We start from the raw sequence: 20,083 nt of genomic DNA, 5'->3' as shown, positions 1-20,083 counted from the left end.
CTGGTTTGCTCGTTTTTGAAAATGCATCTGTCAGCAGAATCGTCAATATGGTGCCATTGGTCTTCTTATTCTTCGGTTTTTCTCTCTATTCGAAAATGATTAAGAATAAGGTGAAAATCCAGTATTTATTCGATAAAGGGGTTAGGAAGCTGTAAAGTCTAGTACTTGGCTTGATACTTCTTATAAAAGATTAGGAACAAGGTAAATCCGATCAGCGCAAACGGAACACCTGTCAAGGCAGGATAGCGATAGCCACCACTAACTGCAAGTCCTCCTGCATAAGCACCGATAGCATTTCCCAAATTGAACGCAACTTGTACGCAGGCAGCTCCCAACATCTCTCCACCTTTAGCTACCCGGATAATCAATAGTTGCTCCGGACTGGAGACAGCAAACAGTCCTGCTGTACAGAGGCACATCAGTAGAGCAGCCGCCCATTTGTAAGGAGAGAGGAAGAAGATAAGCAGCAGCAGCAGACAGATAAGTGCTTGTGCAGCAGTACCTACCTTTCCGGGAGAGTAACGGTCAGAGAGTCGTCCACTGATCAGATTGCCCATGACCATACCGAATCCGGCAAGAATCATCAGAGGGGTGATGCTTTCGGCAGAGAAACCGGAAACATTTGTCAACATGGGATTAATATAGCTGTACCAGCAGAATACACCGCCATTTCCCAATGCCGTAGCACCGAGAATCAGCCAAGGAGCCGGAGTTTTGAGAAAGCGGAACTGTCCTTTGAAGCCGGTATCTTTCAGTCCTTCTACATGAGGAACCCATCGCCAGATATAATACAGAATGACGATTCCCCAAAGACCTACCAGCAGGAAGGTAGCACGCCACGAAAGCATGGTGCTTAAAGAAGTTCCCAATGGTACACCGAATAGGTTGGCAATGGTCATTCCGGCAATCATGATGGAGACAGCTTCCGAGCTTTTACCTTTATCGGCAAGTCTTTCTGCCACAATAGAACCTACTCCGAAATAGGCTCCATGAGGAAGTCCGGAGATGAATCGGGAAATAAGCAGCATCCAGTAACTAGGTGATAAGGCTGCACAGATATTACCTATCATAATCAGGGTGACTAATACCAGCAATATATGTTTTAATGGATACTTCCGGGCCAATGTTAATACGGGGGCACCTACACAAACCCCCAATGCATAGGCGGAAATAAAATGCCCGGCAGTAGGGATACTTATCTGTAAATCTCTCGCTACATTGGGCAGTATACCCATCATCACAAACTCTGCGATACCCAATCCGAGGGTACCGAATGCCAATGCAATAAGACTCTTCTTCATACGAAACTTAACCTAATACCTGTTACTTTTTTTACCTTACTTTATTTAAAAGTGACTTTTATCGGAGCGCAAAGGTAAAACAAAATATCTCAGGGTGAGTTCGCCATGAAAGATTTTGATTTAAATCAATTTATACGGTTTAGAGGTAGGACGGATATATGGAGTTATCCACTAATAGCTCAATCCGGGAGAAAGGAAAAGGGAGTCAGTTCAATGAGTAGTCCGATTAAATACAATGACTTTAAACCGCTTTTTTGAGGATTTTATAAGAGATTATTTACAAATATTCTTTAAATATCAGATAGTTAATAATTTCTTTATAGCCGGGCTCTTAATAATTTGTCGGATACTTCATATCTGTTTTATCCTGGTGTGACCAGATTTATGGCCATTATTAGAAATGTAATTATTGCAAATATAATAATTATCCTCCGTCTGTTTTTTAATGGCCTCATTTATCATAATAATTGTAAGAAAGGCTTGAGGTTTCTGAAAGACTTTTATCTTTGCAGTAATAATATGCATAGACTATGAGAAAGATTGTTTTGATTTTCGTGACAGTTGTCCTTCCCTGTTTGCTTTGTGCAAGAAATGATGATAAGAGTACCGACGCGTTGCTTCGTCAGATTGATGGTATCATTAAGAACCGCCAGACTTACGGAGCAGAGAAGGAAGCTCGTATTGCTGACCTGAAGAAACTACTTTCGGAAGCAACTTCCGATGAACAGCGTTATGGGTTTTGTGGCAGGCTCTTCGATGAATATCGGGCCTATAATCTGGATTCTTCTTATGTATATGCACAAAGAAAGCAGAATCTGGCTTCTCATATGGGAAAACAAGATTATCTGGATGATTCCGCGATGAATATGGCAGAGGTAATGGGAACAACCGGAATGTATAAAGAAGCTCTGGAGCAGCTGGGGCAGATAGACAAGAAGACATTGCCCGATTATCTGTATTCCTATTACTATCATTTATATCGTACCATCTATGGACTGATGGGAGACTATGCCGTCACGGAAAAAGAAAAGAAGGCATATTACCGGATGACAGACCTGTATCGGGACTCTCTTTTGCAGATAAATGCTTCCGATTCTTTGGGGCACGTATTAGTCATGGCTGATAAATGTATAGTCCATGCCCAATATGATGAAGCAATTCGTATGCTGATGGATTATTACAGAAGACCTTCGATGGATGAACACTCCAAAGCTATGATTACCTACACCCTTTCAGAAGGATATCGCCTGAAGGGAGATAAAAAAGGGCAAAAGCACTATCTGGCTCTTTCGGCTATTGCCGATTTGAAATCGGCGGTGAAAGAATATGTATCTCTTCGGAAACTGGCCTCTCTTGTCTATGAGGACGGAGATATAGACCGCGCTTATAATTATCTGAAGTGCTCGTTAGAAGATGCTACTCTTTGCAATGCCCGTCTGCGTACATTAGAAATCTCTCAGGTGTTCCCTATCATCGATCAGGCCTACCAACTGAAAGCGAAGCGGCAGCAACAGGAAATGAAGATATCGCTGATCTGTATTAGCTTGCTTTCTATCTTTTTGCTGGTAGCTGTCTTCTTTGTTTATAAACAGATGAAGAAAGTGGCGGCAGCCCGTCGTGAAGTGCTTGACACCAATACACTGTTGCAAGAGCTGAATGAAGAACTTCATCACTCCAATTCACAACTGAAAGAGATGAACCATACGCTTTCAGAAACGAACTATATCAAAGAAGAGTATATCGGGCGATATATGGACCAATGTTCTACATACCTCGACAAAATGGATCTGTACCGTCGCTCTCTGAATAAGACTGCGGCTGCTGGTAAGGTTGAAGAACTCTATAAAGCAATCAAATCCTCCCAATTCCTCGAAGAAGAATTGAAAGAGTTCTATGCTAATTTCGATATGACCTTCCTGCAGCTCTTCCCCAACTTCGTGGAAGAATTCAATGCTCTGCTCGTTGAGCCGATGCAACCTAAGGCGGGAGAACTATTAAATACCGAGCTTCGTATCTTTGCTCTTATCCGGCTGGGGATTACGGATAGTACGAAGATTGCCCAATTCCTGCGTTATTCTGTTACTACCATCTACAATTACCGGACGCGTGTCCGTAATAAAGCACTTGGCGAACGAGATGAGTTTGAGGCTAAAGTGATGAAAATAGGTAAGGTAGAAGAGAAGGTTGCGGAGACGGAAGAGAAAGCCGCCCGCCCGGAATAGAGAAAATGAAGGGAAAAGTGAAAACCGGTAAGACGAAAAAGTAAGAAAACCACTACTTTTTTAGCATAATTGTTATTCTATAATAATCTTATTATTAATGGTTTATACTGTATGTTACTGTATAAATCACTATATTTTTGCTATCTCTCAAAAGAAGCGGGTTTAATTGTGGATACTTTTGTTTCAGCGAGAACAAATAGTAATCCTAATATTAACTTTAAATTATTGTACATGAAACAGAGCATGAAGTCGAAAGGCTTTGAACGCCGCCTCTTATTAATAATGTGGGGCTTGTTCCTATCTCTTAGTGCATTTGCACAACAGATTACAGTAAAAGGACATGTGGCAGACGCCGCAGGTGAGCCGGTTATCGGTGCCAGCGTGATAGAAGGGAAATCCACGAATGGTACGATTACCGATATAGACGGTAACTTCTCATTAAGTGTTTCAGCCAACAGCACACTGACTGTCTCTTTTGTCGGCTATAAGACGCAAACCATTTCGGTGAACGGGAAAACCTCGTTGAAAGTAACTTTGCAGGAAGATACGGAAGTATTGGATGAAGTAGTTGTAATAGGTTACGGAACAATGAAAAAGAGCGATTTGACCGGTGCCGTGTCTTCTGTCGGGGTGAAAGATATCAAAGACTCTCCGGTAGCCAATATCGGTCAGGCGATGCAAGGCAAGGTATCCGGCGTACAGATTATCGATGCCGGTAAGCCGGGTGACAATGTTACCATTAAAATCCGTGGCTTGGGAACGATCAATAACAGTAACCCTTTGATTGTCATCGACGGAATCCCTACCGACTTGGGATTGTCTTCTCTGAACATGGCTGATGTAGAGCGGGTAGACGTATTGAAAGATGCTTCGGCAACGGCTATCTACGGTTCGCGTGGTGCAAATGGTGTAGTGATGATTACCAGCAAACGTGGTGTAGAAGGTGCGGGAAAGGTAACGGTAAATGCCAACTGGGCGGTTCAGAATGCAACCAAGGTGCCTGATATGCTGAACGCCGCTCAATATGCTGCCCTGAGCAATGATATGCTGTCTAATAATGATGATAATACAAACCCTTACTGGGCAGACCCTTCTTTATTGGGAGCAGGAACGAACTGGCTGGATGAGATGCTGCGCACGGGAGTGAAACAAAGTTACTCTGTGAGCTACTCCGGCGGTACGGAGAAGGCTCATTACTATGTATCCGGTGGTTTCCTCGATCAGTCCGGTATCGTAGAAAGCGTTAATTACCGTCGTTTCAATTTCCAGGCCAACAGCGATGCTCAGGTCAATAAGTGGCTGAAGTTCACGACTAACCTGACGTTCAGTACCGATGTGAAAGAAGGTGGATCTTACAGTATCGGAGATGCAATGAAAGCACTTCCCACCCAGCCGGTGAAGAATGAAGACGGCAGTTGGAGCGGTCCCGGGCAGGAGGCGCAATGGTACGGAAGTATTCGCAACCCGATCGGTACACTGCACATGATGACCAATGAGACCAAAGGATATAACTTTCTGGCAAATATTACCGGAGAGATCACCTTTACCAAATGGCTGAAGCTGAAAAGTACCTTCGGTTATGATGCCAAATTCTGGTTTGCCGACAACTTTACTCCGGCTTATAACTGGAAACCGAACCCGGTAGAAGAATCCTCCCGCTATAAAAGCGATAACAAGTCGTTCACCTATTTGTGGGACAATTATTTTGTATTCGATCATACTTTCGCCCGGAAACATCGTGTGGGTGTCATGGCTGGTTCTTCTGCTCAATGGAACAACTACGACTATCTGAATGCTCAAAAGAATATCTTCATGTTTGATAATATCCACGAGATGGACAACGGTGAGAAGATGTACAGTCTCGGCGGTAGCCAGAGTGACTGGGCACTGCTTTCTCTGATGGCACGTCTCAACTATTCTTACGAAGATAAATACCTGCTCACAGCCACTGTACGTCGTGACGGTTCTTCCCGTTTCGGCAAGAACAACCGTTGGGGAACTTTCCCTTCCGTCTCTCTGGCATGGCGCATTTCTCAGGAAGACTGGTTTCCGAAAGACAACAACTTCCTGATGAACGATCTCAAACTACGCATCGGATACGGTGTGACCGGTAATCAGGAAATCGGTAACTACGGTTTTGTTGCTTCCTATAATACGGGAGTCTATCCTTTCGGCAACAATAATTCTACCGCTTTGGTATCGACCACCCTTTCCAATCCGAATATTCATTGGGAAGAAGTGCGCCAGACCAACTTCGGTGTAGATATGAGCCTGTTCAACTCACGTGTCAACCTTTCGCTGGATGCATATATCAAGAAGACAACCGATATGTTGGTGAAAGCTTCCATTCCTATCACTTCCGGCTTTGAAGATACTACCGAAACCTTCACTAATGCCGGCAAGATGCGTAATAAGGGAGTGGAAATGACCCTGCGTACCATCAATATGAAAGGTCTTTTCTCTTGGGAATCTGCTTTGACGGCTACCTATAACAAGAACGAAATTCTGGACTTGAACAGTGAGACCCCGATGTTTATCAATCAGATGGGCAACTCCTACGTGACTATGCTCAGAGCCGGTTATCCGATTAATGTATTCTATGGATATGTGACTGACGGGCTTTTCCAGAACTGGGATGAGGTAAACCGCCACGCTACCCAGCCGGGAGCCGCTCCGGGTGATATCCGTTTCCGGGACTTGAATAACGACGGAGTCATCAACGATGAAGACCGTACCGTAATCGGCAATCCGAACCCGAACTGGTTCTTCTCTCTGACCAACAATTTTTCTTATAAGGGATGGGAACTCTCTGTTTTCCTGCAAGGTGTATCGGGTAATAAAATTTATAATGCCAACAATGTAGACAACGAAGGAATGGCAGCCGCTTACAACCAGACCACAGCCGTATTGAACCGCTGGACAGGCGAAGGAACTAGCAACTCCATGCCCCGCGCTATCTGGGGAGACCCGAATCAGAACTGCCGTGTATCCGACAGATTTGTAGAAAACGGTTCATACCTCCGTCTGAAGAACATTACACTTTCGTATACACTGCCCAAAAAGTGGATGCAAAAGATTCAGCTGGAAAATGCCCGCATCTCCTTCTCTTGCGAGAATGTGGCCACTATTACCGGATATTCCGGCTTCGACCCGGAAGTTGACGTCAATGGTATCGACAGCAGCCGCTACCCGATTTCACGTACATTCAGCATGGGTTTGAACTTTAACTTTTAAATCAGGAGGAAGAATATGAAAAAGATAACAACTTTGGTGATGATGTTTGCCATGCTGGCATTGACATCATGCAACGATTTCTTAGATAAATATCCTAAATATGGAGTCGATCCCGAATCGGAAGTAACGAACGAGATTGCTGTGGCACTGACCACTGCCTGCTATAAGACTCTCCAGTCGTCCAATATGTACAACCAGCGTATATGGAGTCTTGATATCATTGCGGGCAACAGTGAGGTAGGTGCCGGAGGGGGAACTGACGGACTGGAAACTGTTCAGGCTTCCAACTTCATAGCCCAGAGCGATAATGGCTTTGCCTTGTACGTATGGCGCTCTCCGTGGGTAGGTATCGGACGTTGTAACATCGTACTTTCCAATCTGCCTTCGGCTGCTGTCTCTGATGAGATAAAGACCCGTTGCATGGGTGAAGCGTATTTCCTGCGTGCACATTATTATTATATTCTGGTGCGTCTGTATGGAGGTGTACCTTTGCGCCTGCAACCGTTTGAGCCGGGAGAATCTACGGATATTGCCCGTAATACGGTAGATGAGGTATATGCCCAGATTCTTTCCGACTGTAAGAATGCAGTGGCGATGCTTCCTCCGAAGAGCAGTTATGGAGACAGCGACAGAGGACGTGCCTGCAAAGAAGCCGCAATGGCCATGCTGGCGGATATTTACCTGACACTTGCTCCTAACCATCGCGAATACTATGATGAAGTCGTGACTCTATGCAATGACATTGCCGCGATGGGATATGATCTGACTCAATGCAATTATGCCGATAACTTCGATGCTACCATCAACAATGGTGCGGAATCCCTTTTCGAAGTACAATACTCCGGAAGCACGGAATATGACTTCTGGGGCGGTGATAACCAGTCATCCTGGCTGTCGACTTTCATGGGACCTCGTAATTCAAGTCTGGTAGCCGGTGCTTATGGATGGAACCTGCCTACAGAAGAGTTCTTCAAGCAATACGAAGACGGTGATTTACGGAAAGACATAACTGTATTGTATCAGGGCTGTCCCGCTTTTGACGGCATGGAGTACAGACGTTCCTGGTCGAATACAGGTTATAATGTGCGCAAGTTCCTTGTGTCGAAGACCGTCTCTCCGGAGTATAATACCAACCCCAACAACTTCGTAGTATACCGCTATGCGGATGTCCTGCTGAAGAAAGCGGAAGCATTGAACGAACAGGGACATCCCGAACTGGCTGCCGGACCTCTGAACATCGTTCGTCAGCGTGCCGGGCTGGCAGATGTGCCGACTACCCTGACCCAGACCGAAATGAGGGAGAAGATTATTCATGAGCGCCGGATGGAGCTAGCTTTTGAAGGACACCGCTGGTTTGATATGATCCGTATTGATAATGGAAACTATGCGCTGACATTCCTGAAATCCATCGGTAAGAATAATGTGACCAAAGAACGCCTCCTGCTGCCTATTCCGCAGACAGAGATGGACTCCAATCATCTGATGACTCAGAATCCCGGTTATTAATCTGTTTTATAATCATTCATTTAGATCAATAATATGATGAAGAAATATATATATCAGTTGTTATGCTCTCTTTTCATCGGCGGAACCATGGTTGCCTGTGCCGAGGATTATATGGAGACAGATAAAGGACATGATACCCTTACCCTTTCGGTGAATCAGCAGGAGCTGGTGTTGAACGAGAAGAACCATAGTCAGGAAGCGCTTGCCCTTTCGTGGACTACCGGAACGAATTACGGAAGCGATAACCGCATCTCTTATACGCTGGAACTGGCTGAGGCAGGAACAGACTTTGCCAATGCTTACTCAGTAGATTTGGGCACAGGAACGTACCAGTGGACAAAGAAAGTAGAAGAACTTAACCAGTTTCTGAATACGCAGCTTGGTATCGGCTATGCAGTGAAAGCAGAGCTGGAAGCACGTATCACAGCTGTCGTTGCCGGAATGGAAGATCAGAAGCAGAGTGCAACGGCTGCCTTCACGGTGACTACTTACCAGCCGGTTACTACCACACTTTACTTGATTGGCGACGCTACTCCGAAAGGATGGAGTGCCGACGAAGCGACGGCAATGGAGCGTACGGACAACGGACAGTTTACGTGGACCGGAAAACTGACAGCCGGATCGTTTAAGTTTATAACGACTTTGGGAGACTTCCTGCCGTCATACAACCGTGACGCCAGTGCCGGAGAAGCGCTCAAACTAACCTACCGCACATCAGGCGACCAGCCGGACGAACCGTTCACAATGAGTGAAGAAGGAACGTACATTGTAAAAGTAGACCTGCTCGACTTGTCGCTGACTCTTACCGAAACGGAAGCCATCGGCTGGAGATTTGAAGAATTTTTCATTGTCGGCTCGTTTACCGGTGACAATGGCTGGGGATTTGAAGCACTGTCCAAAGATGCCGTTCAGATGGATTTGTTCCATTATGGAGCTGTCATCCCCTGGAAAGCAGACGGAGAATTTAAATTCGCTTCTGTGGCAGACTTCGGCCAGTCGGATGCCTTCTTTCATCCTGCTACAGCAAATGCTCCGTACACTTCGACATCCGTAGTACTCGGAGGCGAGGATAATAAATGGCAAATGAAGGAAACCGAATGCGGCAAACCTTATAAAGTACTGTTCTACACAGGCAAAGGAAAAGAAAAGATGCTGATGCGTCCGTTCACTCCTTACGAAGGACTGTATCTGGTAGGTGAGGCAACTCCGAACGGATGGAGCCTGGACAATGCTACCCCGATGACGAAGAGTGCCGACAGTCCTTACGTCTTCACATGGAGCGGTACGCTGAAAGCCGGTGAGATGAAGATTTCATGCGATAAGCAGTCCGACTGGGGCGGAGACTGGTTTATGGCGGATAAGAATGGCAAGACTCCGACGGGTGAGGTGGAAACAGCCTTGTTCGTCACCAAGTCTGACGCAGAGTTGAGCAGCATGTATCCGGATGCGGACTTGGGTGGTCTGGATAATAAGTGGAATATTCAGGAAGCTGGTTCTTATCGGATTACGATTGACCAGTTGAAAGAGACGATCTCGATTGTGAAACAATAAAACAAGAATTCAAGATGAAGAAAATAATATACTTGGCAGCTGCTTTCCTGTGCATGGCTTGCAGTGATGATCATGAGTCGGACCAGCAGCATGGAGGAGCTTCGGGAAGTGTGACCGAAGTGACTCCGGTAACATCGGACTTAAGTGTCGGCCTGTCGACGGATAAGGCTTTCTATAAACCGGGAGAAAAGGTGGTATTTACAGCAGACAACGCTCTGCCTGCCGGAACCAAAGTACGTTATCGCCTTTCGGGTGAAACGGTCGGAGAGGAGTCGGTAAACGGTACCGGCTGGACGTGGCAGCCGCCTGCCACCGATTTCAAAGGATACATGGCAGAGGTTTACCGTCAGGAAAATGGCACGGATGTGATAGTCGGCACGATTGCGGTAGATGTATCCAGTGACCCGGCACGTTTCCCGCGCTACGGTTTTGTCGCTGATTTCAGTCAGGAGAAGACAACTGCGAAGACGCAGGAAGAGATGGCATATCTGAACCGTCACCATATCAACTGGGTGCAGTTTCAGGACTGGCACAATAAGCACCACTGGCCGTTGGGCGGCACACGCACGCAGTTGGACGAGGTATATATGGACATTGCTAACCGTGAGGTTTATACAAGTTCGGTGAAGAACTACATTGAAGCACAACACCGTTTCGGTATGAAATCCATGTTCTACAATCTTTGTTTCGGAGCCTTGAAAGATGCTGCCGCGGATGGAGTAAAGGAAGAATGGTACTTGTTTAAGGATGCTTCTCATACCACTAAGGACAGTCACGACCTGCCGGGCGGATGGAAAAGTAATATCTATCTGGTAGACCCTTCCAACAAGGAATGGCAGGAATATCTTGCCGAAAGGAATGACGATGTGTATGCTAATTTCGCCTTCGACGGTTATCAGATAGACCAGTTGGGAAGACGCGGTACTCTTTACGATTACAGCGGTACTCCTGTCAACCTGCGCGAGGGATACGCCTCTTTTATAGAAGCGATGAAGCAGGTTCATCCGGACAAGAGTCTGGTGATGAACGCAGTCAGCCGTTACGGTGCCCGCCAGATAGGGGAGAGCGGCAAAGTCGATTTCTTCTATAATGAAGTATGGGCGGATGAGGCCGACTTTACCAATCTGAAAGCTATTCTTTATGAGAATGGAGTATATGGTAACTACCGGTTGAATACGGTTTTTGCAGCCTACATGAATTATAACAAGGCAGATAACCGGGGAGAGTTTAATACGCCGGGTATCTTGCTGACGGATGCCGTAATGTTTGCTTTGGGTGGTTCGCACCTCGAACTAGGAGGCGATCATATGCTGTGCAAGGAATATTTCCCGAATGAGAACCTGACCATGAGCGAAGAGCTGAAAACGGCGATGGTTCATTACTACGACTTCCTGACGTCGTATCAGAATCTGCTTCGCGACGGAGGAACAGAGAACAGCATCACCATGAACTGTACCAACGGCGAAATGAAGTTGAATGTATGGCCTCCCCAACAAGGGTCGGTCACTACCTATGCCAAACAGGTGGGCGACAAGCAGGTGATACATCTCCTTAACTTCTCGCAAGCGAACAGCCTGAGCTGGAGAGACGTGGACGGCACTATGCCGGAACCGGCTTTGATTACGAAAGCGGCTTTGCAGATGAATCTGCCGGCAAAGGTGAACAAGCTGTGGGTAGCATCGCCGGATGTACACGGGGGAGCTTTGCAGGAGCTGGCTTTTACACAAGAGAACGGAGTCGTTTCTTTCACTTTGCCTTCTCTGAAATATTGGACCATGATTGTAGCTGAATAAGGTGGCTGAGACAGAATGAATAAAATGACAGGTATGAAGATTAGATACAGGTTTTGGGTGTGGGCACTGTGCCTGATGTTTCCAACGCTGGTATGGGCGGAAAATGCGGTACGTACATGCACCTCTTTTACACAGCAAGGGCGCCGGGTGACTTTTCACCTGGCGGACAGCGCTGCGTTGCAGTTGCAGCTTTGCAGCCCTTCGGTAGTCAAGGTCTGGTTTTCGCCGGACGGAACACTGCAACGGAAAAATGCTTCCTTCGCAGTGATCAACGAAGAGCTGGAAGACGTGGGAACAGTACATGTGGATGAGCAGGCAGCCTGCTACGAGATTTTCACGGCGAAATTGCGTATCCGCGTGAATAAGTCTCCGTTGAGTTTGCAGATATTCGATAAGTATCAGAAGCTTTTGTTCAGCGACTATGCTGACAAAGGACACGTGAACGAGGGGACAAAGAAAGTGGAATATAAGGTACTCCGCCGAGACGAGCACTTCTTCGGACTCGGAGAGAAAACGGGGAAGATGGACCGCAGAGGTGAGTCTTATAAGATGTGGAACAGCGACAAGCCCTGCTACAGTGTAGTGGAAGACCCGCTCTACAAAAGTATTCCTTTCTTTATGAGTAGCTACCGGTATGGTATTTTTCTGGATAATACGTATAAGACAGAGTTCAAGTTCGGTACCGAGAGCCGTGACTACTATAGCTTCGAAGCACCGGATGGCGAAATGATTTATTATTTCATCTTCGGAAAAGATTATAAAGAAATCATCGGTCAGTATGCCGGCTTGACGGGCAAACCCATTATGCCTCCGAAATGGGCACTGGGCTTTGCTCAGTGCCGGGGACTGCTTACCAGCGAGAAACTGAGCCGTGAGATAGCCGAAGGATACCGTCAGCGCGGAATCCCTTGCGATATCATCTATCAGGACATCGGCTGGACAGAACATCTGCAGGACTTCGAGTGGCGGAAAGGAAACTACACGGACCCGAAGAAAATGCTGTCCGACCTGAAAGAAATGGGATTTAAAGTCGTGGTATCACAAGACCCGGTCATTTCACAAGCCAACAAGAAGCAGTGGGAAGAAGCCGACCGTCTGGGTTACTTTGTGAAAGACAGTACCGACGGCAAGAGTTACGACATGCCCTGGCCCTGGGGAGGCAACTGCGGAGTAGTGGACTTTACCTTGCCCGCCGTAGCCGACTGGTGGGGAGCATATCAGCAGAAGCCTATTGATGACGGCATCTCCGGCTTCTGGACGGATATGGGCGAACCGGCATGGAGCAATGAGGAGCAGACCGAACGCCTTGTGATGAAACATCATCTGGGCATGCACGATGAAATCCATAACGTCTACGGACTGACCTGGGACAAGGTAGTGAAAGAACAATTTGAAAAGCGTAACCCCGACCGTCGTGTTTTTCAGATGACCCGTGCCGCTTATGCGGGCTTGCAGCGCTATACGTTTGGCTGGACAGGCGATTGCGGCAATGGTGACGATGTTTCGCAGGGATGGGGGCAACTGGCCAATCAGATTCCGGTGATTCTTTCTGCCGGACTGGGATTAATTCCGTTTACCACCTGTGACATTACCGGGTATTGCGGAGACATTGAAGACTATCCCGCTATGGCGGAACTTTATACCCGCTGGATACAGTTCGGCGCATTCAATCCTCTGAGCCGCATTCATCATGAGGGCGACAACCCGGTAGAACCCTGGCTCTTCGGACCGGAAGCGGAAAAGAACGCAAAGGCAGCCATCGAACTGAAATACCGCTTGCTGCCTTATATTTATACGTATGCCCGCGAAGCTCACGACACAGGTTTACCGATCATGCGTCCGCTCTTCATGGAGTATCCGATGGACATGGAGACTTTCTCTACCGATGCCCAGTTCCTTTTTGGACAGGAACTGCTGGTGGCTCCCGTAGTGAAGAAAGGGGCGCGTACAAAGAACGTCTACTTGCCCGAAGGTACCTGGATTGATTATAACAACCGGAAGACGACTTACATCGGAGAGCAGTGGACTACCGTAGAGGCTCCGTTGTCCAGCATTCCGATGTTTGTAAAGCAAGGTTCTGTTATCCCGACTATGCCGGTGATGAACTATACGCATGAGAAGCCTGTCTATCCTTTAATCTTTGAAGTTTTTCCGGCGGCAAAGGGAGAAGAGGCTTCGTTTACTTTGTACGAAGATGAAGGAGAGAATCTCGGTTACCAGCGGGATGAGTTTGCCAAAACTCCCGTTCGCTTCCGGACGGATGAGGACGGTTATCATCTTTCGGTTGGTGCCCGTGAAGGGAAAGGATATACAGTGCCCGGTCCCCGGAACTTTGTTTTCCGCATCTATCTGAAGACAGCTCCCAAAGGAGTGACTGTTCAGGGTACGAAAGTAAAGAAAGTGAAGCCGGAACGTTTGGAAGAGAATATGGATAGTGATACCGAAAGCTTAGTGTGGAGCTGGGATAAGGAGACCGGCATTTGCAGTCTTCGCATGCCGGATCGGGGGGAAGAGAGTCAGATTTCCCTGCATATATAGTCTGGATTCGGCTCACTTCTTGTAAGTGTAAAAGTAAAAAGTATCTGCTGTCTGTACCAGAACGCTCATAAGTAGTTAGCTTATAGTGATTGGTTGCAGGACGGCAGATACTCTTGTTTTTGTTTCCCGGCTTGAAACATTTAGTTTCATTGCTTGAAACACTTTGTTCCAAGCAATGAAACTAAGTGTTTCAACGGTTGAAACTAATCATGAAATTACTAGCTTGTTTCTTTGCGATAGTTTGCTTCAGTGGACCTGACTTCAGTAGACCGTAGCTTTTATCTTAGTTGATAAATTCGTAGCCTTTGAGTTGGTATCTCTTGATCTTGCAACCTTTCGTTCTCGTCAGCTTTACCTTTCCTTTAGCCGCATTCAAGGTGACTTGATTGAACTGTCCTTTTTGGAAATCATAGCTTATACCGTCATCCTCGAAAAGCTGGCAGGTAGCGGTCGGAGTACCATACACTTTGCAGTTCAGGTTGAATACGGTTTGTGCATCTACATAGGGAACAGGCTCGGCAAGAGGCAACAGTGTTCCCTGACGTACGTAGAGTGGCAATTGATTGAGTTCGGTTGTAATCTCATATTCACGGTTGCCTTCATACTTTTCGTTGGTATTGAAGTTATACCAGGTTCCTTCCGGGAAGTAGACTTTCCGTGCTTTCTTATTCTCATACAGGGGAGCCGCCATCAGTCCGTCGCCGATCATGTATTGGTCGCTGATCGTGCGCAGGCGTTCATCCTTCGGGAAATCCATCAGCAGCGGGCGGAAAGGAGGCGTTCCTTCTTGCTGGTATGTGTGGAAAGCTGCATAAAGATAAGGAATCAACTCCATGCGCAGGTTGATCAGCGTGCGGGCATATTCCTCATATTGCTTTGCTTCCGGCAGGAACTCGCCCCGTTCGTTCTTTCCACGGTCGAATTGCAGCCAGGGGGCATATTGCAGATACCATGCGTTCACCATTGCTTGTGGAGAAAGAATCACCGTTTGCAGGCGATGGAAGAAATCTTCGGCAGAGTGAGCTTCGCGTACTTCGGGACACCACAACAGCCCTCCGAATGCGGAGTTGCAGAGTGCCTGAATGTATTCTTTGGGATCGTATGTGTCACTGTAGAGCACGGCGCTGCGTGAAGACATAAACATGCCGGACGAACGGTAATCCTGATAAGTACGGGTGTTCTTGGCACGGTAGATGCTGTCCATCGCGTTTACGTAGAGAGAACCGAATACCTGGTGCATCTGTTCACCGTCGATACCCGAAGGGAATTGCGCCAAATCCGGGAAGCACCATGTGGCAGAGGCGAATGAGATATTCGAGTTGTCACATTCGTCCAGTTTGAAGCCGGAGATACCTTCATCTATCAGTGTGCGGTGGTAGTCGGTGAATATCTTGTGTGCCTCCGGTTTGATAAAGTCAGGTACCAGTCCGTTCCATACGAGGAAGTCGCCTGAGTAAGGTTCCAGTGCCTTCCGGATGGGGGAGCTGGGGTGTACGTAGGCGTGTTCCCACAGGTTGACCTTGTATCCTTTCTCTTGGAGCCGGGTCAGCATTTCTTTGTGCTGCGGGAATCGGTCTTTGCTCCAGATGTAAGAGCAGGAATAAGTGGCTGTCTGCCATCCCGGTTCGAGTCCTAATACGTCACACGGGATATTGTTGTTGCGGAAGTAATCGGCAAAACGCATCACGGAGTCCTGCGTAGCATCTCCTTTCACACGGTATTTGAATCCGAGTCCCCACATCGGAGGGAGACATCCTCCGCCGGAGAGAAGATTGTATCTCTTCACTACGTCCAGCACTTCCGGTCCGGTGATGACGAATACTTCGATACCTTTTGCACCGGGGACATCGATAAATATTTTGTTTCCGTTGCTCCTGTTCTTATACAGGTCTTCCGTAGTGGTAGCGATATGCTTTCTTTCTTCTATTCTTTGCTGACGACTGTGTTCGGTTTTCTGGTTGGAACCGCACAGAAAAGTAGTATACCGTGCTGTGTTGACCAGAATGCCGTATCCTTTGGTAGAGACATAAAATGTCTGCGGGGCATGCGTGTATCCGAGTCCGTTCAGTGGATTGTCATTTACTATCGGACGTTTGCGCAGACCGCGCTGACCGAAAGTTTCGAATTGAAGTCCGAAACCGTAGATTTGTTCATTGTCTTCCAGGGGAACTTCAATCAGGCATCCCCGGTCGGTTATCTTTATCTGCACGTCTTCGGCATCAAAAGGCAACTTGGCTGCAGGAAGTGCCTTCATTGCTTCTATGACAGGCTTGCCACCAAACAGGGAATAGGGGGTGAAAGTATCAATCTCTCCCTTTTGCAGTTTGATAACTCCCGGAGCAATCTCTTTCTGGGCGGACACTTGTACGGTGGAGATGAGCCCTGCTGTAATCAGGAAAAGGTAAAGTAATAGTTTTTTCATTGCAGTTTATTTTTATCATGGTTACATTTATATAAGACTCTCAAGAGATTCTTTACCACTAAAAAGCTATGTGGAAATATTGCAAATATAAGAATAAAGTATCTTTGAACCTGCGTTTTTCATCTGCAATAGACGGGTTGTCAGGCGTTAATACTTGATGTTGTCAGCTGTTAACGTCTGACATGACAGGTATTAATATCTGAAGCGACAAACATTAATACCTGAGACGACGGATATTAATGCCTCAAATTACCGTTGTTAATGTATTGAGAATCAGTTACGTATATTTGGGGCGAGATCTGTTTCCGTTTGAAGTGAGTATTTCTTTTTCTATTCTTATCAAAAATTCGTAATATTGCATTCCATAAAGGAACATCTGGTGCAGTGCATTTGCCGGATATCACCTATTGGAAAAGAATACTGAAACACTGAAATAAATAAAACCATGAAAAAGAATTGTTTTCTCCTTCTCTTCTTACTTTGTGCTTGCTTTGTTCAGGCGCAGAATACTTATCGTACCGACAAGGACATTGCTTATGTATCTGGTTCCGAAACGGATGCTTACCGTCTGGAACGTTGCAAACTGGACATCTATTATCCCGAAAATAAGAAGGATTTTTCAACCATCGTATGGTTTCACGGTGGTGGTATGGAAGGCGGAAGCAAGTTTGTGCCCAAAGAATTGACAGATCAGGGCTTCGCGGTAGTAGCGGTCAATTATCGTCTGAGTCCGAGAGCTAAGAATCCGGCTTATATAGAAGATGCTGCCGAAGCTGTGGCGTGGACATTTAAGAATATCGAGAAGTACGGAGGCCGCAAGGACCGTATCTTTGTTTCCGGTCATTCGGCGGGAGGTTATCTTACGCTGATTCTGGCAATGGATAAGAAATATATGGCTGCATACGGAGCAGATGCGGACAGTGTAGCCGCTTATCTTCCGGTGAGCGGGCAGACAGTCACTCATTTTACAATCCGTAAAGAGCGCGGACTGCCGAATGGAATCCCGATTATTGATGAATTTGCACCGGTAAATAAAGCCCGTAAAGATACGGCTCCGGTTGTGCTGATAACGGGAGACAAGAATCTGGAAATGGCAGACCGGTACGAAGAGAATGCACTGCTGGCATCCGTACTGAAGAATATAGGCAATCAGAAAGTCACCCTGTACGAGCTTCAGGGATTCGACCACGGACAGGTACTCGGCCCTGCCTGCTATCTGATCGTTAATTATGTGAAGAGGTTTAAATAAGATGCCTCCGGTTATGCAAAGAGCAGGTCATAGAAGGAAAATATCCGGTACATGTTACATTTTTCATAGGCTATGAATCATTTATTATATTCAGAATAGGAGGGATTGCCTACATTTACTCCGATTTTATAAACTACTAACTACTAATAATAAATGATTATTGCTATGAAGACATTAAACAGCAGAATCACACTGACTCTTTTTATTCTTGTTTCTTCTCATCTGCTGGCAATGGCAGGAGATGTATCTTTTAAAGTAACGAAGAAGTATCTGAACTTCCCTGTTTCTCATGCCGAAAATAGGGCGAAAATGATTTTTGAAGTAAACGGCAAGCCGGATTTGTCCGTCGTTATTCGTCTGGCGCCGGATAAAGCCGAGTATTGGGTATTCAAAGATGTATCGGCCTTCAAAGGAAAAACAATCAAGATAACCTACGAGGGCAATGAAAAAGGACTCAGCCAGATATACCAGTCGGATGAAATCGCAGGACAGGATAGTCTGTATAAGGAAAAGAATCGTCCGCAGTTCCACTTTACTACCCGGAGAGGTTGGATCAATGACCCTAATGGACTGATTTATTATGAAGGTGAGTATCACTTGTTCTACCAGCATAATCCTTTCGAAAGAGACTGGGAGAACATGCACTGGGGCCATGCAGTCAGCAAGGACCTGATACATTGGACCGAATTGCCGGACGCTTTGTATCCCGACCATTTGGGAACAATGTTCTCCGGTTCGGCAGTAATCGACTATGATAATACCGCAGGATTCAATAAAGGCAAGACTCCCGCCATGGTTGCTGCCTTCACGGCTGCCAGCAGTGACAGACAAGTGCAGGGAATAGCATACAGTCTGGACAAAGGACGTACATTCACGAAGTACGATAAGAATCCGGTAATTAACTCCAAGGAGAAATGGAACTCTCAGGATACACGTGACCCTAAAGTGTTCTGGTATGCTCCTTCCAAACATTGGGTGATGGTGCTGAACGAACGTGACGGACACTCTATTTATACATCTGCCAATCTTAAAGACTGGAAATATGAAAGTCATGTTACAGGTTTCTGGGAATGCCCCGAGTTGTTCGAATTGCCGGTTGATGGTGACAAGAACCACACGAAGTGGGTGATGTACGGTGCCACCGGTACTTATATGCTGGGTTCTTTCGACGGTAAAGTATTTACGCCCGAAGCAGGAAAATACTGCTATACCACCGGAAGCATCTATGCAGCCCAAACCTATAACAATATTCCGGCAAGCGACGGCAGACGCATTCAGATAGGCTGGGGAAGAGTTTCTCATCCGGGAATGCCTTTCAATGGAATGATGATGCTTCCCACGGAATTGACTTTACGTACCACTAAAGACGGTATCCGCCTTGTCAGTGTGCCGGTAAGAGAAACCGAATCTTTATTCACTCCTGTCCATTCATGGAAATCTCTGACTTCGGACGAGGCAAACCGCAACCTGAAAGAATTTTATGATGCCGATTGTCTTCGCATCAAGACAACTATCAAGCTGTCTCACGCCACCGATGCGGGCTTTAACTTGTTCGGACAGCGAATGATTGGCTACGACATGAACTCCAATACGCTGAACGGCCATTTCTACTCTCCGCAAGACCCGACCAGCATGGAACTGACTGCCGATATTTACATAGACCGTACCACAATCGAAGTCTTTATAGACGGCGGACTGTATTCTTATTCTATGGAACGCCGTCCGGACAGGAACAATAAAGAAGGTTTCCATTTCTGGGGAAATCGTATCGAAGTCAAGAACCTCGAAGTATTCTCGGTGAAATCTATCTGGTAAATAGTGAACGGGCAAAGCTTGTAATTAAAGAGACAAAAGCTATCTTTGCTTCTCAGTAATAAACAATAATAGATTGGAACATGAGAACACGTAGCGAAGCTTTCCAGTTTGAGAAAGAACTGGAATGGGAAAATCCGGCTCCGGGCATCCGCCGCCAGATGATGGGATATGACGGACAGTTGATGATGGTGAAGGTGGAGTTTGAGAAAGGTGCCGTTGGCGCTATGCACCAACATTATCATAGTCAGGCTACTTATGTGGCAAGCGGCAAGTTCGAACTGACCATTGGCGACCGGAAAGAAATTCTCTCCACAGGCGATGGCTATTATGTGGAACCCGACCAGCCTCATGGATGCGTCTGCTTGGAAGCAGGTGTGCTGATTGATACATTCAGCCCTATGAGATCCGATTTCTTATCCTGATATCTTGGCAGAGAGTCAGACATGTGTGGT

The 20,083-nt window shown here is 46.5% G+C and carries 11 protein-coding genes; 9 read left to right on the top strand and 2 right to left on the bottom strand.

Going from position 1 to position 20,083, the window contains the following annotated elements; all coding sequences use genetic code 11:
- Positions 1–158 precede the first annotated feature (158 nt).
- Positions 159–1,301, bottom strand: coding sequence for an MFS transporter AraJ (gene araJ, locus BLW31_RS09025; RefSeq protein ID WP_010535886.1), 1,143 nt, complete (start codon positions 1,299–1,301; stop codon positions 159–161).
- A 530-nt stretch (positions 1,302–1,831) separates the two neighbouring features.
- Between araJ and susR the strand changes: the two genes are divergently transcribed.
- The 6 genes from susR to BLW31_RS08995 all read left to right on the top strand — a co-directional run bounded on the left by susR (position 1,832) and on the right by BLW31_RS08995 (position 14,145).
- Entirely contained in the window at positions 1,832–3,523 is a 1,692-nt protein-coding gene (gene susR / locus BLW31_RS09020) for a SusR family glycan utilization regulator (RefSeq protein ID WP_010535885.1), read from the top strand.
- 231 nt (positions 3,524–3,754) lie between these two features.
- Entirely contained in the window at positions 3,755–6,757 is a 3,003-nt protein-coding gene (locus BLW31_RS09015; protein ID WP_029425144.1) for a SusC/RagA family TonB-linked outer membrane protein, read from the top strand.
- Positions 6,758–6,799: 42 nt separating this feature from the next.
- Entirely contained in the window at positions 6,800–8,263 is a 1,464-nt protein-coding gene (locus BLW31_RS09010) for a RagB/SusD family nutrient uptake outer membrane protein (protein ID WP_371441490.1), read from the top strand.
- A 36-nt stretch (positions 8,264–8,299) separates the two neighbouring features.
- Positions 8,300–9,814 (top strand): SusE domain-containing protein, encoded by a 1,515-nt coding sequence (locus BLW31_RS09005; RefSeq protein WP_029425143.1) that lies wholly within the window; start codon positions 8,300–8,302, stop codon positions 9,812–9,814.
- Between the two features lie 14 nt (positions 9,815–9,828).
- Entirely contained in the window at positions 9,829–11,607 is a 1,779-nt protein-coding gene (locus tag BLW31_RS09000) for an endo-dextranase (protein WP_010535881.1), read from the top strand.
- Positions 11,608–11,631: 24 nt separating this feature from the next.
- Positions 11,632–14,145: a glycoside hydrolase family 31 protein gene (locus BLW31_RS08995; protein WP_032836618.1), complete on the top strand. Its 2,514-nt coding sequence runs from the start codon at positions 11,632–11,634 to the stop codon at positions 14,143–14,145.
- Positions 14,146–14,428: 283 nt separating this feature from the next.
- Here BLW31_RS08995 and BLW31_RS08990 read toward each other — a convergent pair whose 3' ends face one another.
- Complete coding sequence (locus BLW31_RS08990; RefSeq protein WP_010535879.1) at positions 14,429–16,567, bottom strand: glycoside hydrolase family 31 protein; 2,139 nt, start codon at positions 16,565–16,567, stop codon at positions 14,429–14,431.
- A 445-nt stretch (positions 16,568–17,012) separates the two neighbouring features.
- Between BLW31_RS08990 and BLW31_RS08985 the strand changes: the two genes are divergently transcribed.
- The 3 genes from BLW31_RS08985 to BLW31_RS08975 all read left to right on the top strand — a co-directional run bounded on the left by BLW31_RS08985 (position 17,013) and on the right by BLW31_RS08975 (position 20,053).
- Positions 17,013–17,816: an alpha/beta hydrolase gene (locus BLW31_RS08985; protein ID WP_010535878.1), complete on the top strand. Its 804-nt coding sequence runs from the start codon at positions 17,013–17,015 to the stop codon at positions 17,814–17,816.
- A gap of 165 nt (positions 17,817–17,981) precedes the next feature.
- Positions 17,982–19,631 (top strand): glycoside hydrolase family 32 protein, encoded by a 1,650-nt coding sequence (locus tag BLW31_RS08980; protein WP_029425141.1) that lies wholly within the window; start codon positions 17,982–17,984, stop codon positions 19,629–19,631.
- A gap of 80 nt (positions 19,632–19,711) precedes the next feature.
- Positions 19,712–20,053: a cupin domain-containing protein gene (locus BLW31_RS08975; protein ID WP_010535876.1), complete on the top strand. Its 342-nt coding sequence runs from the start codon at positions 19,712–19,714 to the stop codon at positions 20,051–20,053.
- Positions 20,054–20,083: the final 30 nt, after the last annotated feature.

It is taken from the genome of Bacteroides faecis MAJ27 (assembly GCF_900106755.1).
Lineage (GTDB): Bacteria > Bacteroidota > Bacteroidia > Bacteroidales > Bacteroidaceae > Bacteroides > Bacteroides faecis.
Note: the sequence above shows the minus strand (reverse complement) of the source record. Positions and strands in the feature narration are given on the sequence as shown.